The 25,952-nt window shown below is 34.6% G+C and carries 25 protein-coding genes; 1 reads left to right on the top strand and 24 read right to left on the bottom strand.

From position 1 onward, the window contains the following. Positions 1-3 precede the first annotated feature (3 nt). The 8 genes from CRS_RS13620 to CRS_RS13655 all read right to left on the bottom strand — a co-directional run bounded on the left by CRS_RS13620 (position 4) and on the right by CRS_RS13655 (position 9,101). Complete coding sequence (locus tag CRS_RS13620; RefSeq protein WP_142724584.1) at positions 4-504, bottom strand: hypothetical protein; 501 nt, start codon at positions 502-504, stop codon at positions 4-6. A gap of 227 nt (positions 505-731) precedes the next feature. Further along, complete coding sequence (locus CRS_RS13625; RefSeq protein ID WP_228451256.1) at positions 732-1,550, bottom strand: oxidoreductase; 819 nt, start codon at positions 1,548-1,550, stop codon at positions 732-734. Between the two features lie 278 nt (positions 1,551-1,828). Beyond that, on the bottom strand, positions 1,829-2,266 hold the full coding sequence (locus CRS_RS13630) for a DUF2147 domain-containing protein (RefSeq protein ID WP_228451257.1): 438 nt from the start codon (positions 2,264-2,266) through the stop codon (positions 1,829-1,831). 449 nt (positions 2,267-2,715) lie between these two features. Beyond that, positions 2,716-3,831 carry a glycoside hydrolase family 43 protein gene (locus tag CRS_RS13635; RefSeq protein WP_142724586.1) on the bottom strand — a complete coding sequence of 372 codons (1,116 nt, stop codon included), beginning with the start codon at positions 3,829-3,831 and terminating at the stop codon, positions 2,716-2,718. 11 nt (positions 3,832-3,842) lie between these two features. Beyond that, the gene (locus CRS_RS13640) at positions 3,843-6,311 is read right to left on the bottom strand and encodes a glycosyl hydrolase 115 family protein (RefSeq protein WP_172617074.1); all 2,469 of its coding nucleotides are present in this window, start codon (positions 6,309-6,311) and stop codon (positions 3,843-3,845) included. 632 nt (positions 6,312-6,943) lie between these two features. After that, positions 6,944-7,426 carry a MaoC family dehydratase gene (locus tag CRS_RS13645; RefSeq protein ID WP_228451258.1) on the bottom strand — a complete coding sequence of 161 codons (483 nt, stop codon included), beginning with the start codon at positions 7,424-7,426 and terminating at the stop codon, positions 6,944-6,946. Between the two features lie 309 nt (positions 7,427-7,735). Continuing rightward, on the bottom strand, positions 7,736-7,930 hold the full coding sequence (locus CRS_RS13650; protein WP_142724588.1) for a cold-shock protein: 195 nt from the start codon (positions 7,928-7,930) through the stop codon (positions 7,736-7,738). 52 nt (positions 7,931-7,982) lie between these two features. Further along, entirely contained in the window at positions 7,983-9,101 is a 1,119-nt protein-coding gene (locus CRS_RS13655; RefSeq protein WP_142724767.1) for a DEAD/DEAH box helicase, read from the bottom strand. 458 nt (positions 9,102-9,559) lie between these two features. Between CRS_RS13655 and CRS_RS13660 the strand changes: the two genes are divergently transcribed. Beyond that, positions 9,560-10,507 (top strand): beta-1,6-N-acetylglucosaminyltransferase, encoded by a 948-nt coding sequence (locus tag CRS_RS13660; protein ID WP_142724589.1) that lies wholly within the window; start codon positions 9,560-9,562, stop codon positions 10,505-10,507. An 88-nt stretch (positions 10,508-10,595) separates the two neighbouring features. On the opposite strand, the gene CRS_RS13665 is transcribed toward CRS_RS13660, so the two are convergent. The 16 genes from CRS_RS13665 to tssD form a co-directional block, all read right to left on the bottom strand. Beyond that, positions 10,596-12,314: a S41 family peptidase gene (locus CRS_RS13665; RefSeq protein WP_142724590.1), complete on the bottom strand. Its 1,719-nt coding sequence runs from the start codon at positions 12,312-12,314 to the stop codon at positions 10,596-10,598. 83 nt (positions 12,315-12,397) lie between these two features. After that, a complete protein-coding gene (locus CRS_RS13670; RefSeq protein WP_142724591.1) occupies positions 12,398-12,760 on the bottom strand; it encodes a hypothetical protein in 363 nt (120 codons plus the stop codon). Continuing rightward, the gene (locus tag CRS_RS13675; RefSeq protein ID WP_142724592.1) at positions 12,757-13,596 is read right to left on the bottom strand and encodes a tetratricopeptide repeat protein; all 840 of its coding nucleotides are present in this window, start codon (positions 13,594-13,596) and stop codon (positions 12,757-12,759) included. Before CRS_RS13675 ends, CRS_RS13670 begins: the two co-directional genes overlap by 4 nt. Positions 13,597-13,623: 27 nt before the next feature. Next, positions 13,624-14,043, bottom strand: coding sequence for a hypothetical protein (locus CRS_RS13680; protein WP_142724593.1), 420 nt, complete (start codon positions 14,041-14,043; stop codon positions 13,624-13,626). A gap of 6 nt (positions 14,044-14,049) precedes the next feature. Next, positions 14,050-14,625, bottom strand: coding sequence for a hypothetical protein (locus tag CRS_RS13685; protein WP_142724594.1), 576 nt, complete (start codon positions 14,623-14,625; stop codon positions 14,050-14,052). Positions 14,626-14,774: 149 nt separating this feature from the next. Then, complete coding sequence (locus CRS_RS13690) at positions 14,775-15,719, bottom strand: hypothetical protein (RefSeq protein ID WP_142724595.1); 945 nt, start codon at positions 15,717-15,719, stop codon at positions 14,775-14,777. Positions 15,720-16,002: 283 nt separating this feature from the next. Further along, on the bottom strand, positions 16,003-16,881 hold the full coding sequence (locus CRS_RS13695; protein WP_142724596.1) for a M48 family metallopeptidase: 879 nt from the start codon (positions 16,879-16,881) through the stop codon (positions 16,003-16,005). Positions 16,882-16,900: 19 nt separating this feature from the next. Further along, a complete protein-coding gene (locus CRS_RS13700) occupies positions 16,901-17,335 on the bottom strand; it encodes a hypothetical protein (protein ID WP_142724597.1) in 435 nt (144 codons plus the stop codon). After that, positions 17,335-18,051 (bottom strand): type IV pilus biogenesis/stability protein PilW, encoded by a 717-nt coding sequence (locus CRS_RS13705; RefSeq protein ID WP_172617075.1) that lies wholly within the window; start codon positions 18,049-18,051, stop codon positions 17,335-17,337. The genes CRS_RS13700 and CRS_RS13705 overlap by 1 nt, the downstream gene beginning before the upstream one ends. Next, complete coding sequence (locus CRS_RS13710) at positions 18,044-19,411, bottom strand: glycoside hydrolase family 19 protein (RefSeq protein ID WP_142724599.1); 1,368 nt, start codon at positions 19,409-19,411, stop codon at positions 18,044-18,046. Before CRS_RS13710 ends, CRS_RS13705 begins: the two co-directional genes overlap by 8 nt. Further along, complete coding sequence (locus tag CRS_RS13715; protein ID WP_142724600.1) at positions 19,399-20,103, bottom strand: hypothetical protein; 705 nt, start codon at positions 20,101-20,103, stop codon at positions 19,399-19,401. Before CRS_RS13715 ends, CRS_RS13710 begins: the two co-directional genes overlap by 13 nt. After that, the gene (locus CRS_RS13720) at positions 20,103-21,929 is read right to left on the bottom strand and encodes a phospholipase effector Tle1 domain-containing protein (protein WP_142724601.1); all 1,827 of its coding nucleotides are present in this window, start codon (positions 21,927-21,929) and stop codon (positions 20,103-20,105) included. The genes CRS_RS13715 and CRS_RS13720 overlap by 1 nt, the downstream gene beginning before the upstream one ends. 21 nt (positions 21,930-21,950) lie before the next feature. After that, entirely contained in the window at positions 21,951-23,054 is a 1,104-nt protein-coding gene (locus CRS_RS13725) for a DUF2931 family protein (protein WP_142724602.1), read from the bottom strand. Between the two features lie 36 nt (positions 23,055-23,090). Next, positions 23,091-23,387 (bottom strand): hypothetical protein, encoded by a 297-nt coding sequence (locus tag CRS_RS13730; RefSeq protein ID WP_142724603.1) that lies wholly within the window; start codon positions 23,385-23,387, stop codon positions 23,091-23,093. A gap of 1 nt (position 23,388) precedes the next feature. Next, positions 23,389-25,248, bottom strand: coding sequence for a type VI secretion system Vgr family protein (locus CRS_RS13735; protein WP_142724604.1), 1,860 nt, complete (start codon positions 25,246-25,248; stop codon positions 23,389-23,391). Positions 25,249-25,468: 220 nt separating this feature from the next. Beyond that, on the bottom strand, positions 25,469-25,882 hold the full coding sequence (gene tssD / locus CRS_RS13740) for a type VI secretion system tube protein TssD (protein WP_142724605.1): 414 nt from the start codon (positions 25,880-25,882) through the stop codon (positions 25,469-25,471). Between the last annotated feature and the right edge of the window lie 70 nt (positions 25,883-25,952).

Genomic DNA, 25,952 nt, shown 5'->3' on the forward strand with positions numbered 1-25,952 from the left:
TTTTCATGATTGTATTTCAGCCAAAATGGCTTTGTAATAAATATCTGCCCTTTCCTGTGAAAAATAATCTACAACAAGACCGGCCAGTGCAAAATAAGTCAGCACAATACCCATGCTCAGCCAAGTAGGATTTTTGGTGGTCCAGAATATCAGAAGAGTAGCCAAGAAAAAGACAGTTGCCACAATTTTAGAAACTTTGTATCCATATTGAAAATCATCTACCCGCTTTTTTTCCAGTTTCGCAAATTCCACCTTATCTTTCTGATAGATTTGTGGCAGCTCTACCATACGTTTCGGATTGGAATATAACATCCCGCCACCAATAGCAGAATAAATTGCCCCTGCAACGAGCAAGGGGATGAACAGTGCCTTTGCATTAGTCGTGGTCCCTATTTTCCAAAAAAGAAAACCAGCTATAATTGTTATAATGCCGAAAGCTACGATGAGTTTGGCTTCAAACAATTCGCCTTTTATCCAGCTGATGGTATGTTGTATCAATTCCATAATATGATTTTTTATATTTTTATTAACTGTACTTCGTCCAAAATTCTGCAGGATTCCAGTATATCTAAGCGTTCTGCAGGATTTAATGCATAATCCAGCATCAGGTCGGCAAGGGCATTTACCTGTAGACCTTACCATTAGCTCCGGAAACTCCTATCAGAATGGCTTTCATCATTCTCCTTTTTAAATTTAAACAAAATACAAACAACTCGGGAAGCAGAAACGGCCTAAGCCATTTTTGTAATTATACTATCAAACATCCTGTCACTGAAATATTTACGCATCCATAATACAGGACCTGCGAAATATCCTTTGGCATAGCGGGTTTTAGGTTTTGCCACTGTTGCTGCCTTCACAATTTCTTTAGCCAGCAATTCGGGCTCAGAAAGGTTTTTCCCGGAAGTGTACATTTGCTTCATATTATCAGCGGTTTTATTAGCGCCTGCCGCATACGCTCCGCTCCCTGATGTTTTCTTCAGGTTATCTGCTGCAATGCTTCCCCATTCAGTCTTGATTCCGCCCGGTTCTACGATCACCACATCAATCCCGAAAGGTTTGGTCTCGATTCTCAGACAGTCTGACCAGCCTTCCAAAGCATGTTTTGTGGCGTGATACCAGGCTCCGTAAGGCGTATAGATTTTCCCGCCAATAGATGAAATATTGACAATGCGACCAAAATGCTGCTTTCTCATTGAAGGAAGAATCAACTGGGTAAGACGTGCCAAACCAAATATATTGACCTCGAACTGTCTTTTTGCTTCTTCAATAGAGACATCTTCCACAGCTCCATAAGAACCGTAGCCTGCATTATTGATGAGGATATCGATTTTACCTTCTTTCTGAAGTATCGTATTGACACAATCGACAATGCTCTCGTCTTTGGTCAGGTCAAGTGAAATTACCGAAACACCTTTCGCTTCCAGAGATTTCATTTTATCTGTTCTTCTGGCAGCGCCATACACCTTATATCCCTTTTGACTTAATAAAACGGCTGTAATCTCCCCCATTCCGGAAGAAGCTCCTGTTACTAATGCTACTTTACTCATAGTATTCATTTTTATTGGTACAAAGTTCCGATTTATTAAGATCACCTGATAAGACAAATCCACTATTGTTGTATACAAATCCATTATGCCCTTTTGTAGAAATTCCTTTCATTTTGATCAAAAATTAAATAATAAAACCTCACAAACTAAAAAGTCTGTAAGGTTCTATTATTATAAAAAGAAATATTTTTTTAAAAATCCTTTCCTCTCATACCATCTATCATCACGGCTCCATTCTACCAATGACGATTCCATAATTTGAATTAATTTTTAAATTTTTACTTGATCCTATGGAATGTAGCTGTCTTTCCAAGCAATGATACCCCCATAAAGCCACGAAGGTTCATCTTTCCGTCTTTTATCCAGGCTTTACACTTGTAAGTGTCTCCACTTGGTGCATTGTATATCTTTCCGTCTACATACTCTTCTCCATCCCATGTAAGCCCTGTGAGGCTTGTCATTCCTATCAAATCTCTCGAGCGGAGTTTTACATCCGGGTTTTTGGTGTCTTTTTTAGAGGTCACCCCATCTTTCTCAACAATCTGGTTGCCCCAAAGATATCTGCCATAATATTTGTCGCCTTGTCTAAAGATTTCCATCTTCACATCTTTTTTGTCAGACTCCCATTTTCCCAATATGGCATCCGCTTTGTCCTGTGCAAAAGTTCTGCCGGCAAAAGTCAGCATCAATACGAATAAGATTTTTAGTGTTTTCATTGCTTAAAAATTTAATGGTTAAAAATTGGTTTATAATGATATATTCTTTTGCTTCAACTTACTGATGCAAAGATAACAAGAACAGTATTGAGGGAGATAATACAAATCCACGGTTGTTGTATACATTTTACAGAAATGTATAATTGGGCAGCTAGAGCATGAAAAACTGCAAACCAGTTATAAAAAACATTGTAACCTACTTATGAGTAGAAAAAGAATCAGGAAATCTTTAAAAACCTCAGGACAATGTCTGGTTTTTGAAAGGACATAGTTCGAATGATTTTATCTTTCAAATGGTTACACTGAGCTGAATCGGAATGAATTATTGATAATGATTATCGAATATTTTGCTGAATATGAATTATTAAGGACATAACAATATTATATTTCATGGTAATGGTGAAAGTATCAGAATATACAAGTTTCAACAAAAGGAAAATGATATTTAATTAATATTTAATAACCTGTTCCGTCCACGTAGGCCCGTCAATAAAAAACCTTCCGTCTTTGTAATGCACCGGCTCGATTCCCATTTGTGGACCCAGTTCCCAAGGTTCGAAGGTCTGGCTGTAAGGATACGGTCGTTTTTCATACATAAAATAGTGGCAGGAATTCCATAAGTTTCCATCCGGACCAATAAATAATGCGTTGTGGCCGGTTTCCTGATAAGGGTCTTCGGTATCGGTAAACTGCAAATTTTCATAACCACCGTCTTTTGCCATTTGCTGTCTGTAGCCTTTTTTGCGGGTTCCGAAAATCGGTTCAGGTGAAGCGAGTTTCCAGGGTCCTAAAGGTGATTTTGATTTCAGCAAACCAACTTCATAACCTCTTGTCCAAGTGGAAAAAAACATAAAATACAATCCTTCTTTTTTAGTAACGAAGGGACCTTCGATTCCACCAACCATCCATTCCGGCCAGCCTGGTTGTTTTTTATCCAGGAATTTTTGAATAGGCGTGGTTAACTTTCCTGTTTTTAAATCGATTTTAGCCTGAAACAATCCATTTCCGCTACAATACAGGTAGACCTGTCCGTCCTCATCTTCGAACAAAGTGGCATCGTTATTATATTGTGGAGTAAGCGGACCATTCAACAGTTTGTATGGACCCGTAACTTTATCTGCTGAGAACAGCCAAATGTTGTGCGTCGCCATTCCTTTCGGATCTTCTTTGGTTACCTTTCCGCTGTTTACAATCAAGTAATATTTTCCTTTAATGAAATGAATTTCTGGAGCCCAGAAACGACCGTTATAAGGACAATCTTTGGGAAGTTTCTTAGCATCAATCAAAAAAGAGTGCTGTTTCCAATTCACCATATCTTTTGAAACCAACATTCGGACGCCGGGATTTTTGCCTTCCCAAACAGGATTGGAAGTTCCCACGCAATACCATACATCATCAACCTTAATGATGAAATGGTCTCGCATAGAAATGGCAGTATCTCTGGTAATCGGATTGGTGTATCGAAATTCTCTTTTAGCTGAAACTTTTGGTTTTTCCTGAGCAAAATTCATATTTGAAGTAAGAATAAATAAAAATGATAACAGAATATTTTTAAAATTTTTCATATTTTGAATATTTATCTTTTATAAGGACTTTCATCCATCTTCAAGTAAGTTTCTTCATAACCATCGTTATCAATTACCACTTTGTACAGGACAATTCCCGGGTCTAAGGGTTCAATTGTCAACGTGTAATTTCCGTTTTGATTGGCAGGAAGCGTGAAGATTTCTACTTTTTCTACCAATCTTGCGGCGGCTGCCGGGTACATTTTGGAATAATTATTCGCCCATGTCAAATCCTGATTGATGTCGATGGTTTTTGTCGCATTCTTATCTAAATAAGCTTTGATGCTGTGACCGCCTTTTTTGAACGGAAGTGTAGAATCAAAGAATAAATGGACTTTTACGCTGAAAGGTTTATCTTTTAATTTGAATTGATATGCAATGGAAGTTCCATCCGTTTTTTCGGTGTAAGGCATCAGTGCAATCCCGGAAAGTGTTCTTCCCAAATCAGGAATTACTGTCCATTTTGTTTTTGATGAGGCTCTGTTTTCATAGAAATGTTCTGCTTCTATTGCAACCACACCATTTTTTTCTTCAAAAATATATCCGCCTGTTTTTGCTTCTTCTCTCTTGACTCTGTAAACGGACGGCTTGATGTTTCCTCCTTTCGGTTCCTCCCAGGATTTGTATCCGATGTGGATCTGGTCCATCATATGATTCCATTTTCCACTGGAAATATTGAGGTTGTAATCTTTGGTATATTCTGTATCTCTGGCAAAACACTCATTGGCATAATCTGCCCAATAATTGGCTTTCAAATCTTTTTCTTCAGCCAGTTTATGATTCATCGCAACTGCGTAATACATATCGTAAAGATTCGCCATTGCACGAATGGGATGCAGAACAATCTGTTTGTAGGTATCTCTGTAAGCCTCATCTAAATTGATGAATTGTCTCAAAGCTCTTGTTTCCAAAGATAAATAAGCATCTCTTACCTGCAAAAATTCACCACTTTGAAGATTGTAGGTTTTGTCGTTCAGCATTTCTGCCGAAACTCTTGAATTGTATTTACAGTAAAGATTAATGATTTCTGCAATTTCTTTTGCACTGGTCTTTTCAAAATGTTCTTCTGCAAACTTCACCGAATAATTTTCAAGATTGTCCTGTGTAAAAGAAGTGGGATTCCATGCCATATTCAGGAAGAAATCCATCGGATATTCATTCGGTTTCAAGTCTCCAACGTTCAGAATCCATATTTTATCAACTCCGTAACTGTACGTTAACTGCAACTGTTCCCACATATGTGGAATCTGCGTCATATTCAACCATTGATAGGCTCTCGGGGCACCGTGCAAATCGACGTGATAGTACATTCCGTAACCGCCTGGATGTTTTTTGGATTTCAGCTCAGGAAGCCGTCGCACATTACCCCAATTGTCGTCGCAAAGCAAAATAATGACATCATCTGGAACTTTCATTCCCTGATCGTAATATTCCAAAACCTCACTGTATAAAGCCCAAAGCTGAGGTGTTTTTTTAACAGGTTTTCCTGTTACTTTTTCAATAACTTTTCTTTGATCAGTCATTATCTGCTCCAATTGCTTAAAGTTGGCTTCGGCACTTCCCAGATTGGTCATCGGTTCGTCTCCATCGCCTCGCATTCCCATTGTTACAAGATTGTCATAATTTTTATTACGATTGAATCCGTCTTCCCAGAATTTCAAAAGAGCGTTTTTATTAGTGTGATAATTCCATTCTCCATTTCCGTATTCTTTGCGGTGATTGCCCCATTCTTTCTGGGCTCTCATCATTGGTTCGTGGTGGGAAGTTCCCATGACGATTCCATATTCATCGGCTACTTTAGGGTTGAGCGGATCGTCTTCATTAAAGGCTTTCCCCCACATTGCTGGCCAAAGATAATTGGCTCTGAGACGAAGCAGAAGTTCAAACACATGTGCATACATTTTACTGTTGATGCCTCCGAATTTCGTTCTTGCCCAGGTTCCAAAAGCAGGTTCTTCATCATTAATAAAAATTCCACGGTATTTCACTTTCGGTTCGCCTGAAGCAAAATATCCCGGAACTACATATGCTGAAGGACGTTTCTGAAAAGGAACATCATTCCACCAATGCCAAGGCGAAACGCCAAGCTGTTTTGAAATTTCATAAATTCCATAAATCGTTCCCCGTCTGTCACTTCCTGCAATGACGAGCTGTTTTTTAGATTTTGGATTTTCCACGGTTGTAATGACAAAACTCTCCCACTTTCCCTTCAAATCAACCGCTTTGATTTTTTTTGAGGTAATCAGTTGATCAATCTTCTTACTGGTTCCAACTGTTCCGATGATTACTTCAAATTCACCGGAAGTTTCTGAGGTGAAAAGATTAGGTAATTTTCCGGTCACTTTCTGAATGTCCGACTGTAAGTCTTTTGCAGCGCGAACCACGGCAACATTTTCGGATTTGTCATACCATAAATCTGCAGCTTTTCCTTCTTTTGACACCAACGGAAAACCGTTATCACCTGAAATGAGGCTTGCCATAATTCCAGAAGTTTGCTGGGCAGAAATCAAGGTAAAAAGTGAGAGACAGAGCATACAAGCAGCTATCATATGATAAATTCTGAACATTATGTTTACTTAGTATAATACATTTTTACTCTTAGATGAATTAGCTATATGTTGTAGGATACTTCTTTAATACACAAATTATCTTAGCCAAAGTAAATTTCATCTGCTTCAATAACAGCTTATAAAGATATTATTTTTAAATGTATTTTTTACATTTATTAATTAAAATCATGAAACTGCTCTCCACTTTACTCATAATTTGAAACAGAAAAAACTTATTATTTTATATCAAACCTTTGGTGAATTTTTACCTTATATAAGCCTAATTACTTATTTTAGAATTCCTGAAATTCTTTCCAAATCATCCGTCAAATTTTCGATATATCTTCGGTCCCAGGCACAAAAAATCCTCTGAAATCATTTTGATTTCAGAGGATTTTGATTTTTAGGGGGGGTGGTCAATTTTTTCTAAATTAAAATGATATTGAAGCCATTCATGAGGCAAAAAATTATGTGATTATTTAAAGATGTGCATCAGTTCAGGTATATATCTGACTGAATTATATGCCTCCCCTATCCGGATTCCTTTTATTTCATGTACCTCATCATAAAAAATGATAGAGAAAGATCACATCTCCTGTATAAGCGGCCTTCAATTGATCTTTAATCAGCAATTTTGCCTGAACTATTACTTTTACGGTTCCTTTAAGATTAGTTACAGACCTGATTGTGGCCTGCAGTTTCACCTCATGATCTACCGGAACTGCCTGCCCAAATTTGAAATTTTCGATCCCGTAATTAATTTCCATTTTAACATTTCTCACATCAGCAATCTGCTTCCAGAGATAAGGAATTAACGACAGTAAAAGATAGCCATGGGCTATGGTAGACTTAAAAGGGCCCTCATTCTCAGCTCTCAGTTTATCTGTATGAATCCACTGATAATCTAAAGTGGCTTCCGCAAACCGGTTGATCTGATCCTGGTCTATTAAATGCCATTCGGAAGTACCGATCATTTGGCCCTCGAAAGACTTATATTCATTAAAATTATTGATGATGGTCATAATATTTTCTGGTCTTCCGACCATTAGATTTTTCGTGGATGCTATTATTTTGGTATAATCAACGATTCTAAAAACCAATTTTCCCGCTTAGGAATCTCTCTTTCGATCGCAGATCAGTAAGGTATTTTATTCCATTTTTTTTAAACCCTTTAAAACCTCTCACCAAAGCGAGAGGTTTATGAACATCATGGAAAATAAAAAGTAATCTAACTTACATTAATGTTCTTTCAAACAATATATCCAGACCCAAAGGTCTATGGATTCTGAATCGTAAAAAAAATATAAAAAATATGATACTGAAAATTATTTAATACTGATGTATCCGAGGTTCAGCTATGCTAACTTTACGTTAATCGCGTTCAACCCCTTTTCACTCTTTTGTACATTGAAAACGACTTTATCGTTTTCACGGATTACACGGGTGTCTAATCCTGAAGAATGTACAAATATATCTTTACTCCCGTCTGCAGGAGAAATAAATCCGAAGCCTTTTGCTTCATTGAAAAATTTTACTGTGCCTTGTTGCATTGTAATTATTATTAAAAATTATATGTATTAAAATCTGTAAACTTTACAGGTTCTATTTTTGAAATAATCTGACAGGCATGGTAAATCCTATCAGCTTCTGAATATTTTTCAGATCCGGACGTTCATCCGAATCGCAAAATGAAATGACCGTTCCCTGCGCTCCTGCTCTGCCTGTTCTTCCGATCCTGTGAACATAGGTTTCAGGAATATTGGGAAGTTCGTAATTGACCACATGCGGAAGGTCATCTATATCAATCCCTCTTGCGGCAATATCTGTTGCTACCAATACTTTAATTTTGCTGCTTTTAAAGTCATCAAGAGCATTCTGTCTTGCCGTCTGCGATTTATTCCCATGGATCGCAGCTGCAAAGATTCCTACCTTTTCCAACTGCTGAACCAATTTATTGGCAACATGTTTGGTACGGGTAAAAACCAATGACCGTCTCATATTTTCATTTTGTAAGATATCAATCAAAAGACCGGTCTTATCTTCTTTTTCTACAAAATATACAGACTGCCGGATACTTTTGGATGTTGAAGAAACAGGATTCACAAAAACCTCCACAGGATTTCTGAGGATAGAGTCTGCAAATTTCCTGATACTGCCAGGCATTGTGGCAGAAAAAAACAGCGTCTGTCTTTTCTGAGGAATAAGGTTCAGAACTTTTTTCACATCGTTCACAAATCCCATATCAAGCATTCTGTCTGCTTCATCCAGAACAAATATTTCAATTTTGGAGAGATCAATATGTCTTTGGTTCACTAGATCCAGTAATCTGCCCGGTGTTGCGATCAGAATATCCACTCTTTTTCTCAATGCAGCAAGTTGACTTCCAATAGAAACCCCGCCAAAAATTGAGAGCTGTGACAATGGTAAATATTTGCTGTAAATGGCAAAATTCTCTTCAATCTGTACAGCCAGCTCACGGGTTGGGGTAAGGATTAAAGTTCTTATTTCTTTATGTTCAGGAGTATATCTTTTTAAGAGCTGCAGGATAGGCATAGCAAACGCAGCCGTCTTCCCGGTACCGGTTTGTGCACAACCTATAATATCTTTTCCGGCAAGAATATGGGGTATTGCAGTACTCTGTATTTCAGTAGGTTTTGAATATCCTGCTTCTGTTACGGCACGGATAATCGGATTGATTAAATTTAAGTTTTTAAAATTCATCATAAACTCGGGAATCCCGGTATTTTATAAACAAATCCGTTTTACAGAATTTGAATTGGGGTATTGTTGAGGATAAACAAATAAGAATTTTCTTTTCTATTCATCATTCTAATTTGCTTAACTTTTACAATATCTATTTATGATAAAAATAATACTGATAAGCCTGCAATAACGTATCATTCTAAAATAAAAAGAACCTTTAAAACACCAATTCTTATTATTCGAAACTAGATTGATAATAGGGCAGCTGAAAAAGCAAAAACTGAAAGAAAAAATGTGATTTTAAACTATTACAGAGTAGCAAAGGCAGAAACCTGTTTTATAAATGCACTGCAAAGCTACAATAAATTAAACTAATAAAATCCAATTTAATTCACTGATTATCAAAAATATATTCGTAGCTTTCGCACACAACTAAATTGTTTGCATAGTGCGGATGATTTTTAAATCCATTCTCAATGCAAACCTCAGCGACGATAACACAACCCCAGCCTCAGACTTTAAATACCTCTTCCGCTTCCCATATAAGAATTGCGTATTTTATTATGATCCATCATAAACCTGAGGTATTCAAAGACATGTTTCAGAAAATATATACCAGAGATCAATTTTATCTTATTCATATTGACAGAAAGGCCAATGCAGAAATGACAGAAGAAATACAGCTGTATTTGGTACATTTTCCCAATGTATATCTGCTGGAAAGCATGAATATTGTTTCCGGAGGATTCAGTATGATCCAGGCTGAGCTCAATGCGATGGAATATCTGCTGAATGTAAGTCTGGAATGGGATTATTTCATTAATTTAAGCGGTGAAGACTATCCCCTCAAATCACAAAATATTATACGCCAATTCCTTACGGCCAATAATGGAAGAAACTACCTTTTTTATTACGATCAGAAGTTTTACAGACCAGATACGCTTCAAAGAATACAAAATCATTTTACGGAACTGACACATAAAGTATCTTCCCTCATTTATAAAAGAGAATTTATGAAGGGGGTTATCCCCTATATTGGCGGAAAGTGGCTGATTTTTACCCGGGAAACCTGTGTATTTATGACCAATAACAAGAGGGTCATGGATTTTGAAGATTATTATCTTCATACGCTTTTGCCTGCCGAGTCATTCTTTCAGACTGTTCTCATGAATACGGCCTTCAGTGATATTATTGTAAATGATGATAAAAGAGCTATTATTGAAAAAGTTTTTTTTAACAAAGAACAGTATAGTTATGACTTTATTAAATCGCTGAAATCCGGCAATCAGCTTTTTATCAGAAAAGTCAATAATAAAACCGATAAAAATATTCTTCAGTATATCAGCGACAGTTATCTTCTTCCTTTACCTGAAGTTGACGAGGTAGAAAGGGAGCTCAAGAGAGACAGCCGTCAAAATAATTGATTAAAAGTTATTATAATCCATACATCATACTTCAAAAAGTTCAGTAATATAGAAAAGGAAAATAGAGAGTATCATTCTGTCGTAACAACTAATTCAGTCCTTTTAAAACCCTTTCAAGTTCCAGATCTTTTTTCTTGATCATATCGTCGTCAGAATACTTAATATATTCATCAATCTTTACTCCTACTTTTTGAGTCTGCGTATTATCATAATAGAAAATACCGTTTCCTGTAAATTCAAGGGTATAATTTCCAGGGAGTTTTATTATGCTGATGTCACCGTCAGCACCGGCTGTTCTCTGCCCAATGGTTTTGGCCTGAGGAAAGACATTCTGAAGATTCATGGTATTCCATTCGCTCATACTTAAAGTTTCAGGATTGACGATCAAAAAAACTTTCCCTTTGTAAGGATGGATGGTTTTGTTTTTGAGATCAGGATAATAGGTTCCGAATTCTTTATAGCTGATAGGAATATAAGTCCCGATATTTTTGATATTGGGCTTATAATATTTTCCAAAATGATTTTCTACAGGTGAAAAGTATTTATAAACATAATGAAACACAAATCCTCCCCAGTCAGGATATCCCCGCATATCAAAGACTATAGCCTTTTTCGATGAAGCATCTTTGAAAACTGCATCCATATGATCATCAAGTTTTTCATCCGGTATATTATTCATAAGGGAGAAAACATCATTAATTTTAAAATAGGCGATATCCTGATGATCTATTTTATAATGCTGACGCCGGCGGGTTTTATTCTGGATATATTCCGTTACGACAGCTCGCTGCTGTTTGTCTGTAAAATTAACAAATTCCGTATCCGCATGATAGGTTTTATGATCCTTTGACTGTATCTTTAAATCTTTACGGGGCTGATCATCCGGCCAGATCAGGTTTCTCTGAAAATCTGACATCATGTACAAAAGTGTTTCCGGATTGGAAGCGGAGAGCAGCTCTTTCTTTTGCTTAATAATCTCACGGACACTCTGACCGTTGACTTCTGTAATCTGATCCCCAACATGAATATTCGCTTTGGAACAGATCTCAGGTAAAAGAAGCTCGGTGATCAATATATAATTATCCTTTATCACATAATCGAAGGGAGGAAAATATAATCTGTGGAAAATTTCATTCTTCTCATTCAGCTCATTATAAAATTTGAAAGAATGAGTATCTTCCATGGCAGCAACCACTTTTGTCAGAATGATTTCAAAATCTTTTCTTGAAGTACAGCGAACAGCCTGTTCTACCCAATCTGAAAAATACATCTCAGCTTTTTTATCCATCAGGTATTTGTGAGGGTAGAGATAATCGATAGTACCCTGTAATTTTGCCAATGCCAGCATACGATAAGCTAAAGGTAGGTTTTCATCTTTTTTAAATTCAGGAGTTTTCTTTTCGGATAATTTATCTTTATTTCCAGGCTCAGCAATAAATCTATGATTATAAATATCATTCAATAATTGCTTATTTTCAGGACTGATTCTTTTATTTTTCTGAAACCATTTGAAATCCTGATTAACAGCCAGTACTTCTTTCGGGTTATCAGTAACCGTTAATTCTGGAAACTGGTGAGTGAGGTTTTGCGATAAAAAGGTAATAATTGTATTTTCATCTGTCTTTTCATTTATTTTTCCTACAGTTGCTAAAAACAGACTGTCAGCATCTTTTTTTCCGCTGGCTACATCAGGGTGATAGTATTGTATGAAATTCCAGGTTTTCATAAAATAAACATAATTCCCTTTCTGAGCCCCAACGGCAGTATAAACAGCCATTACAAGAAAAACAATAAAAATATTCTTCATTTACTTGAATTTATGATGTAAAATACACTTTTAAAAGTATAATTTACCTATTTATTATAAATTTTTATGAATACCTGAATAAATTATCGCTTTTTAATTTCACGGAAATCTTTCTTAAATAAGTGAATATATTTTTCATCACATGCTTTAAAATGCAGATATAGATTCCCAGAATTGCCGGAATTCTGAATCGAAATTGTATCATTTGAAAATACTCCTCCAATATCATCCCTGAAGTCAAGATAGGTCACTTCATTTTCTTTAACAACTTTTACAGTCCCTTGTATTTTCTTATCTTTTTTACTACTGAAAACAAAATGATTCATCGCATCAATTTTCAGGGAAATTTTGCATTTAGAACCAGCAGAGAAATAACTTCCTGAAATACTTTGAGAAAACAAGAGGTATGGAACCAATACAAATAATATAGAGATTGATTTGATCATTTTATTCTTTCTTCCACATACTTTGGAACCTTATTAAAATCTTTCTTTTGGCTTTTCATCAAGGCAAGGTACTTTCTATAGTTTAGGATCGCTGACTCTTTATTTCCAATGCCCCAATAGCTATCTGCCAGATTTAAATAGGCTACAGTCCTGGCAGGAAATTTCTCAATAATCTGCTGCAAAAGCTCAATTCCAACTTGCTGCTTTCCATTTTCTGAAAGTATATATGCTACATTATTATAGCAATCTAAATTAGATTGTGATAATACAAATTTCTTTTTTAGTTCAGATATTGTTGTTTTATTAAAACGGTCTGCTAATAGGGGATAGTTAAACAAATCTGTATATAGCTTTTTGAGTTCTTTATAAGGGGTTAATATTCCTTTATCATCAAAAAAAGTTAATGATTTAAATCCCTTTGAATCAACTTCAAGAATTTCAGGATCCACATCTTGCAGAGGAAGATTGATATTTTTAGTTGAGATTTTAAAGTTTTGGTCTTTACATTCCTGACAAGGATTATAAAAATTCATATTTTTTATAATCCAATCGTTTTTATAAAAGATATTTATGGTACCATAGAGTACTTTATCACCAGTATAATATACTGAAATTTCATAGGGATTGGTATACCTGATTGTTGTATTTATTAAAGTCATTATTTCTGGCAATTCAAAGTTATCCGAGGTTTTATTTCCAAAATGAACAGTTAAGAGCCCTTTTTCCAACACAACCGTATCGGCTAAATGATCACGATCCAAGTCATAATAATTGACTTGAGCCGAAACAAAACTCAAGAAAAATAAACAAAAAAGTAATGCTATTATTTTTTTCATTTTTAACATGGAAATAATTTTGATTTTTCATTTGTGCAACAGATAACATTCTCTATCATTTTCTATCATTCCTTTTTGTGCAAATTCCTTAAGAGCCTTAAAATAATATTTATCTCTATTTTCTTTAAAATAAAGTCTATCACCAACAATATCATTTCCTAGGAAAGTTCTCTTGATTATCAAAAAGTTCTTTTTACAACAATCAGCGGTAACTTCTATCGGGGCATTGTTCCAATAATTAGCTGTTTTTATATTTATATTTTTACCCAACCATTTATTATCTTTCTTTTCGATTGATAAGTAGACACTATCTTCTCGTACTTGCTGATGAATTATAATATTAGTATTTAAAGCTTTATTCCAAATTTTTATTTCTTGAGCATTAGTAACAATTCCAATTAATTTAAAAATTACCAGATAAGCCAACTTAATTGTTTTAACACTCATTATATATTAATATTTTATCAACCTTTCCTTATACTGTGATGCAATAAACCTCTTAATTTCTTTCCATGTAAAAGAAATTGAATACTCAGGATAGCCACTATTCGTTCTATTCTTCTCATCGTAAAAAATAAAGTTTATTCCTGTGATGTTTCCTGATGTATTTGTATTTATTTTATATTGATTGAGATTGTTTATTGGAAATGATATACTTTTATCTGATTTTAATTTTTTACGACATACCTGCAAAAGCATTTTTTTATTGATGAACAGGTTTTCTCCAACTTCGGTATCATTCATTTCGTCAAAGAAATAATAGACTATATCTTCCCATGGGGAACCATAAGACTGTATATATACTGATACATTAAGCAATCCGTTTTTATTCAGATAAATTTTATAATTTTCAAATCCATATTGGTTATCACGCAGTGAATTTGTTGAAATTAAGTTTTTTAAAGTATCTTTTTTCGCGTTCAGTCTTCTCTCTGCACTGTCGAAAAAAGTACCGTTAAAAAGATCATAGCTTTTTTGAATTTTCTTATAAATTCCGATATTCTTAGTTCCTATTTTTAACTCCTGCAACTCGAAGCATTCCTTAGAAGTACAGACCGAATCTTTTAAAATAGAGACCTCTTGAGCATATGAAGTAAAGCTAAACAAAAAAATACATAATATGTTGAGGTAATTTATCATCCTGAATATCTTTAACCCTTAAACATCTTAGAAATACTTTATTTTGATGAAATTATTTTAGCAATACTCGCTGAATTTAATCTAAATACCTTGGTTGGAAATGTTTTATAAGAAATCTGTTTAATTTCATATCGGGTTTCTTTTCCTAATCCTGTCTGCAATGAAGTTACTTTTTCGTCATAGATATTTTTATCAGGATGTATAAGAATTTTGCTATCCGTAATAAGCCTGCTTTCTATATTGACATGTTTGGCATATGTAAAAAAACCTTTATCAGCTGAAATTATTTTTTTTTCTATTTCCTGATCTCCTTCTGTAGACTCTTTTAACATATATTTCTGTATACCGGCATCATTATATAAGAATTTAAGATTCCATTTATCAAGATAATCACTCGCCTGGGTCCTGTAAGACTCCATATATCCCTTTAGTATCTTAAAGTCCTTATGTTTATATTTTTCATATGATGAAATATATTTTAAATCATCAAGATTATATCCTGTGAGGAAATCTTCCAAAAAATCAATAAGATCGGGAATGTTTAAATCCTTGCCTACATTTTTCTGTAAATAGGTATAATAAGGGCTGTCTAAATAAAATACATCTTTATCTCCGACTAAAACAGACATATCTTTATCATTGAACACAATTTTAAGCTGGTTGGTATAGCTTTCATTCTTAGAAGTTAACAAAAGGATATTTTCTCTTTTTGTCAGGGTATATAAATCCGGCACCTTCTTTTCTGATAACTTCGCATCTGTAAATTTGTAAAATGCAACGCTGTCTTTTTTTGGACTTAATAAGTAAATAAGATGGCTTGTAGTTATCTTGTCCTTTTTATCAATCCTTTTATCATCAACATATTCTCCCTTGTCAATAGTTTTATTAACAATATGGGTAATACTATATGATTTAGATGCCTGTGCACAGGCATTTGTATAAAACACCGTAAAAATGAATAATATATATGCTAACTTTTTCATTATTTAATATAGAAAAAATTTTACTTTTTTCATTTTAATCCCCATTAATATAAAAATCAGCAGATAGATTGCTTTAACTTTTTTGATAAGCATATAATCTTATTATTGTATCAATCTCTTCCTATATTGCTGCAATAAATTTCTCAATTTCTTTACGCATAAAAGAAACTGAATATTCAGGATAACAACTGTTGATTCTATTTTTATAGTCATAAAAATGAAACTTATGCATGTTATGTTTTCTGTGGTATTTGTGTTTATTATATATTGAATAAGTATTTTATCATTTTATTCTTTCTTCCACATATTTCGGTACTTTATTAATATCTTTTTTTTGAGATTTCATTAAAGAAAGGTATGTTTTATAATTTTCTACAGCTTTCTCTTTTTTTCCTATGTTCCAATAACTGTTTGCAATATTAAGATAGGCTACTACCCGATCAGGATATTTTTGAATGACTTTTTGTAATACATTAACCGATACTCCAGGGTTTATATTTTCAAGGTTCAAAGCAAAATCATTTATTTTAGTAATGTTTCTGGATGAAATAATAACATAATCTAACCAGCTTTTGTTTGCAACCCAATCATAATAGCTAAATTTTGTCTTAGAAAAATCAGCAGCCTCTAATTGTATTGCGGCATCATTATCTGCTTCAACCGAAAAATAACTTTCTTTGTAATTATAAAGATTAAAACTATTGTTTGAAAATTTTAATGTAAAATCAATAACAGAATATTTATCCGAATCAACAGGAGCAATACAAGTTGTATAACAAAGTAAATTATTTTCAAACTTTAAATTGCCAATATTCATATCAGGTTTACCACTGCATTCTTTACATGGAAAAATCATATTATTTTCATAAGTAGATAATTCCGCATTATTTTTATTCTTAAAAACAATAATTAGCTTTCTTGGAGTAAGTTCCTCAGGCTCTTTAACATTCTTCAATGTTAAAACATATAAATCATCACGAGTTCCATCATTATTAAAATCATTATGGAGCTGAGCTACAACTTCATTTGATTTTAATAAAGACTCTACTTTAGACGTTTGGGAATGACAACTTACCACCGAAAGCAGAAGTAATAAAGAAATTTTATTTATCATCTTTAAATATTTTAACAGTTCTATCAAAAGCATCTCTTCTGTCGCCACTGATACAAATAGAATTTTATCAAAATATTACTTTACCTTCATTAACCCATCTATTTTTTTTATTCCATTTTCCTCCACAGTCTGTTTGTAGTTCCATCACTACTTTTCTGTTCAGAACATCGACAATAACACATAAATAATTCTCGTATAATGTTTTGTTGGTTCCGTCTTCTACATATCCCTTAGAAATATAATCCATTACTATAAATCTTTTATTTGGAGAAATACTTAAAATTTGTCCTCCGGAATAATTTGCATTATCATAACCTTTTATTTTATACTTTTTACCACTTTTCAGAATAAAAGGTTCTTGATACATATTGAATTCTTTATTATACTCATTAAACCCTAATTGGCAACCTTTTGTAATAGAAATAAGTGGCAAGTCCTTTTTCGTCTGTGAATAGGCTATATAATTAATTAGTAATAAAAATATTATTAGATTTTTATTCATTATTTCACTCTTTCCAAAACGTATTGTGGAATCTTTCTTGAATTATTTTTTTGGGATTTCATTAAAGAAAGGTATTGTTCATAATTAAGACTTGCTTCCTCTTTTTCCCCAGCAATCCAAAAACTATCTGCCAAGTTTAAATAAGCAACAGTTCTATGGGGATATTTTTGAATTATTTCTTTTAATATAATGATAGCAAACTGATTTCCGTTTTTAGTTTTAGCTAAATAATATGCAAGATTATTATATTGATCTATATTATTATCTTTTATTGGAACTTCAATAATCATTTTCTTAATATCAGATAATTTACAAGAAACAACAAAATCTGAAAGATTTTTCTGACAAGACAATAATGAGTATAAATTATCGAAATAACTTTTTTTGACCAAATGGATGTACATTTCATTACATTCTTTAAAATGTGTATACTTATTCATTGAATTACCAGAATTTTGTATAGAAATTGTGTCATTTGCATACATACCTGATATACCATCTGTAAAATCAAGATAAGTTACATTGCTTTCTTTAGAAACCTTTAAAAATCCTTTATTTTTTTTTACTTTTCCAACATTAAAAGTAAAAGAATTATCATCATTTATTTTTAAATTTAGTTTACATTTTGATTCTACAGGTGAATAATTGCCTACAATATCCTGAGAAAAGACAAAGTGGGAAGTGAAAAAAATAAAAAATATAAATGGTTTAATCATCAAGTTTCTCAATTTTAGCCTTATTATTTTTACCCCATTTGAGGTTTTTAATATCGCTTGTTTCATATTTATATGTACCTATTGATTTTAATTTATTTGTTTTACAATCCTGCTCTATTTTCATTAATTTAATAATGGATTTCACATTACTTTTCCTATGATCAAAGCCATTTAAACCTCCATTTATTCTAACAGAAATAAAAATAAGATCATCTTTATCTGCATAACCTCCAAGCTGTCTATCATCCCAGAACCAAGCTGCTGAATCACAAGTATAGGTTAAATCATTTGCAACAACCTCTGGTGTATCAATTAAGTCTTTTTTACCAATATGTTTAAAATACTTTTCGTAAGTATCTTTCCATGTTAGTTGTATCAATCCTTTTCCTTTATATTTTGGTCCATAACCTTTAACATTATGCCCGTGCTTTATACATTCATTATATCTATTATAAGCTCTTTGGATTTGTTTAATTTGCTGAGCATTAAATTTTTTATTAAGTTCTGCGCTTAACTTTTTATCTTTCTTATAATTAGCGTAAGGTTTAAAGCTGTCATACCCTTCCTGATGAGTAGAATGATCATAATCCCATCCTGAGGCATATTCCATAGTTGTATTCAGCCTATCAGACTCTGTTTCAATCTGAGCTAGAAAATGAGCTTTTCTAAGACATGTATTTATATTATTATCCTTCATTGCTTTATTCAGAGCATCTGTAAAAGCCTTATATGTTTTCATTCCCTCAGGTAAAGGACAATTTTTTGCAGTAAATAATTTCTTAGATTTATAGAAAGATTTTATATCATCTTCTGTAAATTCTTTGTCACAATAACACTTTTTATCATCCTTCTCTTCCGGTACCGGTGCTCCCTTCGGATCAATTTTTTCCGGAGCATTTACCTGTCCGGAGGTTACAAATTCTATTTTCCCTGATTCAGGTGGTATATTTCCTGGCATTTTTCCTACTCCTGGTAAAGTAGATTTTTTTAGCAGCACGAAGTTTTCCTGCACTTTTGCAGTTCCAAAATCCTGCCATTCTGTGAGGGAAATCATCTGAAAACCATCATCAAAGATAAAATTGGGTATTTGCTTTTCTACGACAGTTCCTGTAAGCTTATCTTGTGTTGTCGGCACATTATTCAATACTTTAAACTTTCCCAAATGGGCATTGAATTTTATTCTTGCCCCATCTATTGCCAATAATAAACCTTCATCTTTTTTGTCTTTTTCATCATTTTCGGCTCGTTTGTCATCCATCTTCTGCTTATTATCAGCCTTTACTTTGTCGTTATCCTGTGCCGTATTCTGATTCTGGGTTTCCGGAGTATTGCCTTCTCCTTCGTTCTTTAGCCTATCCATAATAATGAATGTTTTAAGTGAGAATTCTGTTTTTTTATTTCTACAAAACCTTCTTCATAGTGTTTTCCTTTGCAGATAAATATTCCTCTGAAATCATCAATCCCCGTCTGTTCCAGATTTTGGGCAGAGATTTTTAAAATCATTTTCTCTCCATCTCTTTCAGGTGTCATGATTTCTGTAAATCCTTCCGGAGAGATTCTTTTTCTTGGGGTGTCAAATGATTGCAGCAAACCGTTGAAGAGCAATCCAAACATATTATATTCTGTCAAAAAATCAATCAGTCGGCTTTCATCTTCCAATAGGCTGCTGATCTGACTGAAATAGCTATCTATGGCTTCCCCTTTATGGTTTTTTGATAATTCAGCCTGCAATTTCCCCCATCTCAGCCGAAGAAAAAGCAGGTTATCTACTGCTGTAAGATTGCCTTCATGATCAACCCTGCATTCCAGTTCGTCAAACAGATAACTGATCTTTTTTATAAATCTTCCCATAGCCGTATCGTTATCCGAAAAATCGAAGTCAACCACCAGAATCTGAAACAGGTACTCTTCTCTGGCCTTTCCAAGATAATAGATCTCAATCTGCCGGGCATAGCTTTTGGTGACCGCATAAACAGGATTCCGCTGCTCCGTTACGATTGTTTCCAGCCTGTAGGTTTTCTGATGAAGATTTTCCAATACAGTAATCATCATTAAGGGTATATTCTTCTTTGGTAATCATTATTGGGATCCATACCCATCCAGTCCCTGTTTGCCGACCAATGAAGGTATTTATTACGCATAATTCTCAACAATGTCTGAGGGTGATAAGCCGTAACCACCACCTCCTGCAGAGTCTTTGTTTTAATTATATTACCGTCTTTATCTACTACTTCATCAGGTATTGGCTCCTGTACCGGCTCCGGATTTTCTAATCTTTCCCTCGCTCTTTCCTGTCTTTCTTTTTCAACTACTTCATCCGGTTTAAAACTCCATTTTTCCCCGCCGTCAAAGACATAATGATGTAAAATGTCTCTTGCCTGACTCAGGCAATTATCGTGCTCTATAGAATAGGTGGTTTCTGTTTTTATGTTCAACTGGTGATCATACAGGTTTTTTCCAAGTTCTTCCATAAACTGCAAAGGAATATAGCTGTATTCTTTTCTCAGAAAGCGGATTCCGGTAATCTTCCGGTATACAGCCCCCATCGTTAAAACATTCAGGAAACTGTTATTAATTTCTATCTGATCTTTATTAAACCAATGTTCATCAATCAGTTGCTGTCTGCGCTTATTGAGGAACCACACCGGCTTATGATTGGATGTTTCTATTTCATCTACCGTTTCTTTTCCGCTTTCATAAGCACCACCAATGTCACAATGAACTCCTGGAAATTCTTTTTCAATACTGCCCGGGAATCTTGTTAACGAAAAATTTTCACGATGTTCATTTTCTGCTGTAAAATGAACTGCTTTAAAGTAAGATCCGGGATTCAATAACTGTAACTGCTCCACATCATCTCCAAAATTATATTTGGGACCTAAAACAGAATGTTTCATTCCTTCCCATCCTACACGTCTCATTCCTCCCATATCGCCATATTCTTCATATGATGAAACGGTATCATATACCCCGATAAAACGGACATCCAGCTCTAAATCTTCCAGTTCTTCTTTTGTCAGAATATCTTTACTTAAAAGATAATATCCAAGAAAACCAAATTTCGGCAGTTTACCATCTATGATAAACTGAGGGTCCACTTCAGTATCATCTTTATCCAGCCAGATATCACCATATTCAGGAACCATCACCGGGCCTTCAGGAGAATTGAACTGGGTATAGCCAACCACTTTTCTTGATTTTCTGATCTCCACATCTTTGGCTCTTTTCTTTCCGTTGATCTCATAGGCAAAATTCCTTGCGGCTGCGGCTCCACGGCTGAAACCGAAGGTATCAATATATATTTTTGTAAATTGTTTATCCGCATTTAAACTATTTCTAATGATGACTTTAATTCTATCTGCCAGTTTTTCACATCCTTTTCTTACCTTTCCTCTTACCCCTGTTATACCCGATCCGTATTGGAAACCGTCATCTACATCCCTACGGTTATCCAACGTTCCAATACCCTCTATATAAATGGCATAAGTGTTCTGCTCACAACACTTGTATAACCTGGCAACATTGGTAAAGTCATTACTAAAACTGTTGTCAACCCCCATTTTATCTAAGCGGCTTCTGTGAATCGCTTTAAGATACTGATCATACTCAGATCCTGCATCCGGATTTTTTTTATGATCTAAATTATCATATTCTTTTTCCTGTTGCTTAGTAGTAGCTTCTATAGCTTCTTCTTTTTTTGCAACTACTTCATCAGAATCGGTGCTTTCAATTTTATTTTTGCCATCTTTATATTTTTGACGGAGCTCAGTATTTTTAAGATTATTCAAAGTTCCATCAAAGAAAACACCTATCTCCAAATGCAGTTCGTCAATTGGTGGTGTATTATTTCCTGTATTATACACAAATGTTTTTCCCATAATCTTAAATTTGAAAACTTCTTAATTTTTCTTTTTCGATTTAAACATTTCTAAACTATCTGTCTTAATAAAAGCTTCTTTACCATTTTCCCCTTTTAGTTTTACCGTAAAAAAGCTAAATGCTTCGTTCACTTTTATAACCAATTCGGCTTTGGTACTTTTGGGATCATCACCAAAAACTTTGTTAAAAGCCTCAAAGCTGGATTTTTCATCCAAATTACATCCTGCCCCATATCTGTTATTATCTTTATCTAATACTGACATTGAAATTGAACTGGGAATTGCTCTCAAAACATAGTCCGACAAAGGATTTTTTGCGGCATCAAATTGTTCCCATTCTCCGTTTATCATTGATATTCCAACATCTCTCAAAGGGTTCAATTTTGAGCTTTCCGGAAGTTCAAAAATGACTTTCCAACTAAACCTTGTCCTATAAACGTCCCACAGGCCCAATGGTATTGGTTTTCCTCTATTTTCTTCCTGTATTTTTTTGGGAATAATCTGTTCCCTTGTATGCACCATATCCAAATAATCCTTTCGCCAAAACCGATTTTCATGACTATCCAGTTTAGCAATTTCTGATTCCGGAATAGTTATTTTTTTCCCCAGATATCTTCCTATTTCTTTTTGCCACCCAACTCCGGCCACCCAAACAACCACTACACCTCCCGGTGCCATACCAACTGAAATAAGATTATAGTTTAAATGTTGTACTTTTCCACTCGCTCCTTTTATTTCAAATCCCTGGCTAAAATATTTTCTTATTTTTTCTGTATCAATATTCGTATCTAACTGGTAAAACTGGTTTTCCATGTAAGACATCCAGACGAAATCCAGTCGGGCCGGAAGACTTTTAAAGCCATTATCCATCCCATGATTGATTGAGCCCCAGGCATTACTGCCAGGCACAATACCAAAGCCTAAGCCTACCCATTCTCCTCCTTCACATTCAATTCCTCCTTTGTATACTTCCATAGGATATCCTAAGGGAGCTGAAGTCCCTTCTGTCCATTCATATTTTGTCATAGTCTTAGTTTTTTGATCTTCTTTTTTTTCCTGACACGAGATCTGGATGAAAAATAAAAAGCTTAGCAGGTATTTTATTATTTTATTCATTATAAACATCTTACAACCTTAAAAATAGTTTAGTGGCAGTTATTTTTATGCCATTAAAGGAAGAATAATTATTAAAATCAATGATATTGTAATAAAGCATATTCCAAAAGAGTAAAAACAGTACAAAACAAAGTCTCCTATTTCATTTTTCTTATTGATAGAGGTCAGAAAGAACGGCAGTGCAAACAGTACCGGAAAAAATGCCAAAATCATCCATAAGGCAACCCATGCATAATCTCCATTTCGAAACTGTGTCATATCTATAAAACTTAATTCAATAATGACAAGCACCACTACTGCCAGCAAAGATGAAAAGAAAGAGATCAACGTTTTTTTTAACATATTATCCTTTGTTCACTTTAGCATCTATTTTCCCCAGCATTTTGGCGACCCCTGAACTCTGCAGTAAAATATCACCATTTTTTGCTTTGTGTGTAGTTGTAGACGTTGTTTCCTTTAAATCACCAGTCACATTAATCGTTTTATTTTCGTTAACGGTCTGCTTGTAGTTTTTAGAGGTAAACTTATGATTGTTAATGATATTAACAGCATTGTCGTTACCAACACTTGTTTTCATATCCTTTCCTACATTAATGTTGAGGTCTTCCCCTGCATTGAATGTCATATTTTTAGGAGCAGTTACTACAATATTACCTTTCCCATCCATGAAATAATTATTCCCGCTCGGGTCTATAATATTGACACTTCCTTCAGCATCATTCATTAAAATCCGGATTCCGCTTCTGGTCTGTATTGATTTCAAATGATTATCTGCCCCGCCTCCGAGAGCAGTACCTCCATGAAACATCCCACCCATTACAAAAGGGCGGTCCGGGTGATTGTGAACGAAACCTACCATCACCTGATCTCCCACTTCCGGTATGGCCACATACCCCCTGTTTTGAGTGATCTGATCTGTGCCGCCGGCATCCGGAGCCATCATTCTGATAAAATTGGTTGTATCATGCAGCTGCCAGTCGAACCTCACAGTAACTCTTCCCTGCCCCAGCGGATCAGTATTGGATATTACAGTGGCAATCTGCGGCTGTGCAATAGGCATAGTAAATTCCGGTGTTGGCATATATCCTGTGTCTGAAGCGATGGCCTCAAATCTTCCTTTATAATGTCCAAGAGTATCTACCTCATGAATCACTTCCGTCATCATCAGTTTGGTGAAATAAGCTGTTTTATTGGTGTCGGTTTTCCGCATATTGATATCAGCAACACATCCGGGATATAAAAAAGGAATCGTAGTTCCTCCGGAGACGGTAAATACCTCTACGGCTTTGCTGCCGGCCAGACTCGTCTGGGAAATAACAACATCCATATCAGTGGCTGCTTTTATAGGAGCAACCTGCAAAGAAGGTGTTTTGAATATTCCTTCATTTTTTTTATAGGCAGTCTGGGCAAGGTTACCTACATGTTTTATAGGCGTTTCTCCGGAAATCAATTTAGCGTTGGAACTGCTGTTATAGCCGTAAAACTGAGGCTTGATGTGTACCGCTTTCAGCTCTACATTCACATCGGAAACATTGCTTCCATATATCAACTCCAGAGATTTGTTCTGGGGCGGCATATTACCGAAATGCAGTATCTCCCCGTCATAATAGAACTGTTCTCCATAGGCTTCTGCCATTCTGCAGAGATAATTATAATGGGTTTCATTATACTGGGCGCTGTAAAGGATCTGAGAGGATGCCTTTGCATTGATCTTCACATCAAACTTACTGCTTTCTATTCCCTGCTTTATAACTTCTTCAGCAATGATACCCATATTTACGGGTTTATCCCCGCCAAAGCTTTGAGTATGTGGGGCAGCATCCAGTAAAATGGTTGGGCTGTATCCTTTCAGCACAATATTTCCCAGACTGTGATTTTCCTGACTGAATCCTACTTTGGTGATGACTCCTACAAAAGTCCTTTCCGGGCTTCCTTCCACATCTTTATATTTAAAAACAACGGTTAATCGTTTTCCTAAAAACTGCTGGGCTTCTTCCAGATCATGATTCTGTACTCCATCTAAAGTATCGTGAGCTAAAGTGAGTTCGAAATAGTGGTGACTTTTCACGCTCTGCTGTAAACGGAAATGCTTGAAGTGTTTGATGACTTTGCCTTCAATCACAATATCCAGTTTCACTACGCGGTTGATTCCAGGAATATGATTCTCTGAAATCTTTTCAGAATTCGAGATATTTTTATTCATATTATATAAGTGTTTGGTACGTTTTTTATTTCAGAAAAATCTAAAAATAAATTACATTTTTCATAAAATTATAAATTTTTCACCATATAAAATTCACAGTATCAGCTTTATTTTTTCTAAATCTTAGTGTAGTCGTTATTTTTACAGGTGAATATTGACAAAAAAACAGAACAGCATCCTGATGTACTATTCTGTTTTTATATTGATGTGATCATTAATTCTATCCTTGAGACGAAGGCCATCCTCCGTTGTAAGAAGAATTTCCAAGATCAATTTGCTCTGCACTTACTACAAAACTGATGTACATACTGTTTTCATCTACTGCATCGAAATCTACTTCATGCTGGATAACATAACCGTTTGTCCATTTTAATGTTGTTAAAGTTCCTTCTTCGTGAGATTTGTTAAAAGTAACTTCTCCTACGGTCGGCTTATATTTACCATTCAGTAAACTTTCAAGGATATCCGACTTCTCAGTAGCTTCTACTGTAATTTTGATCAATGCATTGGAAGGATCTGATGCTACACGTCCGGATACGTCTGTAGCTCTTGATACGCTGTAATTGAGTTTTAATAATTTTTGTCCTTCACCGTTGTTGAATTTTAAGATTCCTCTTGAATTTCTTTCTGCCATGATTGTAAATTTTAATCGTTAATATTTTGTGATCTGATGTTGTTATATCACCAAATTTAGAAGTATTGAA

It is taken from the genome of Chryseobacterium sp. ON_d1 (genome assembly GCF_006829085.1).
Classification (GTDB): Bacteria; Bacteroidota; Bacteroidia; order Flavobacteriales; family Weeksellaceae; genus Chryseobacterium.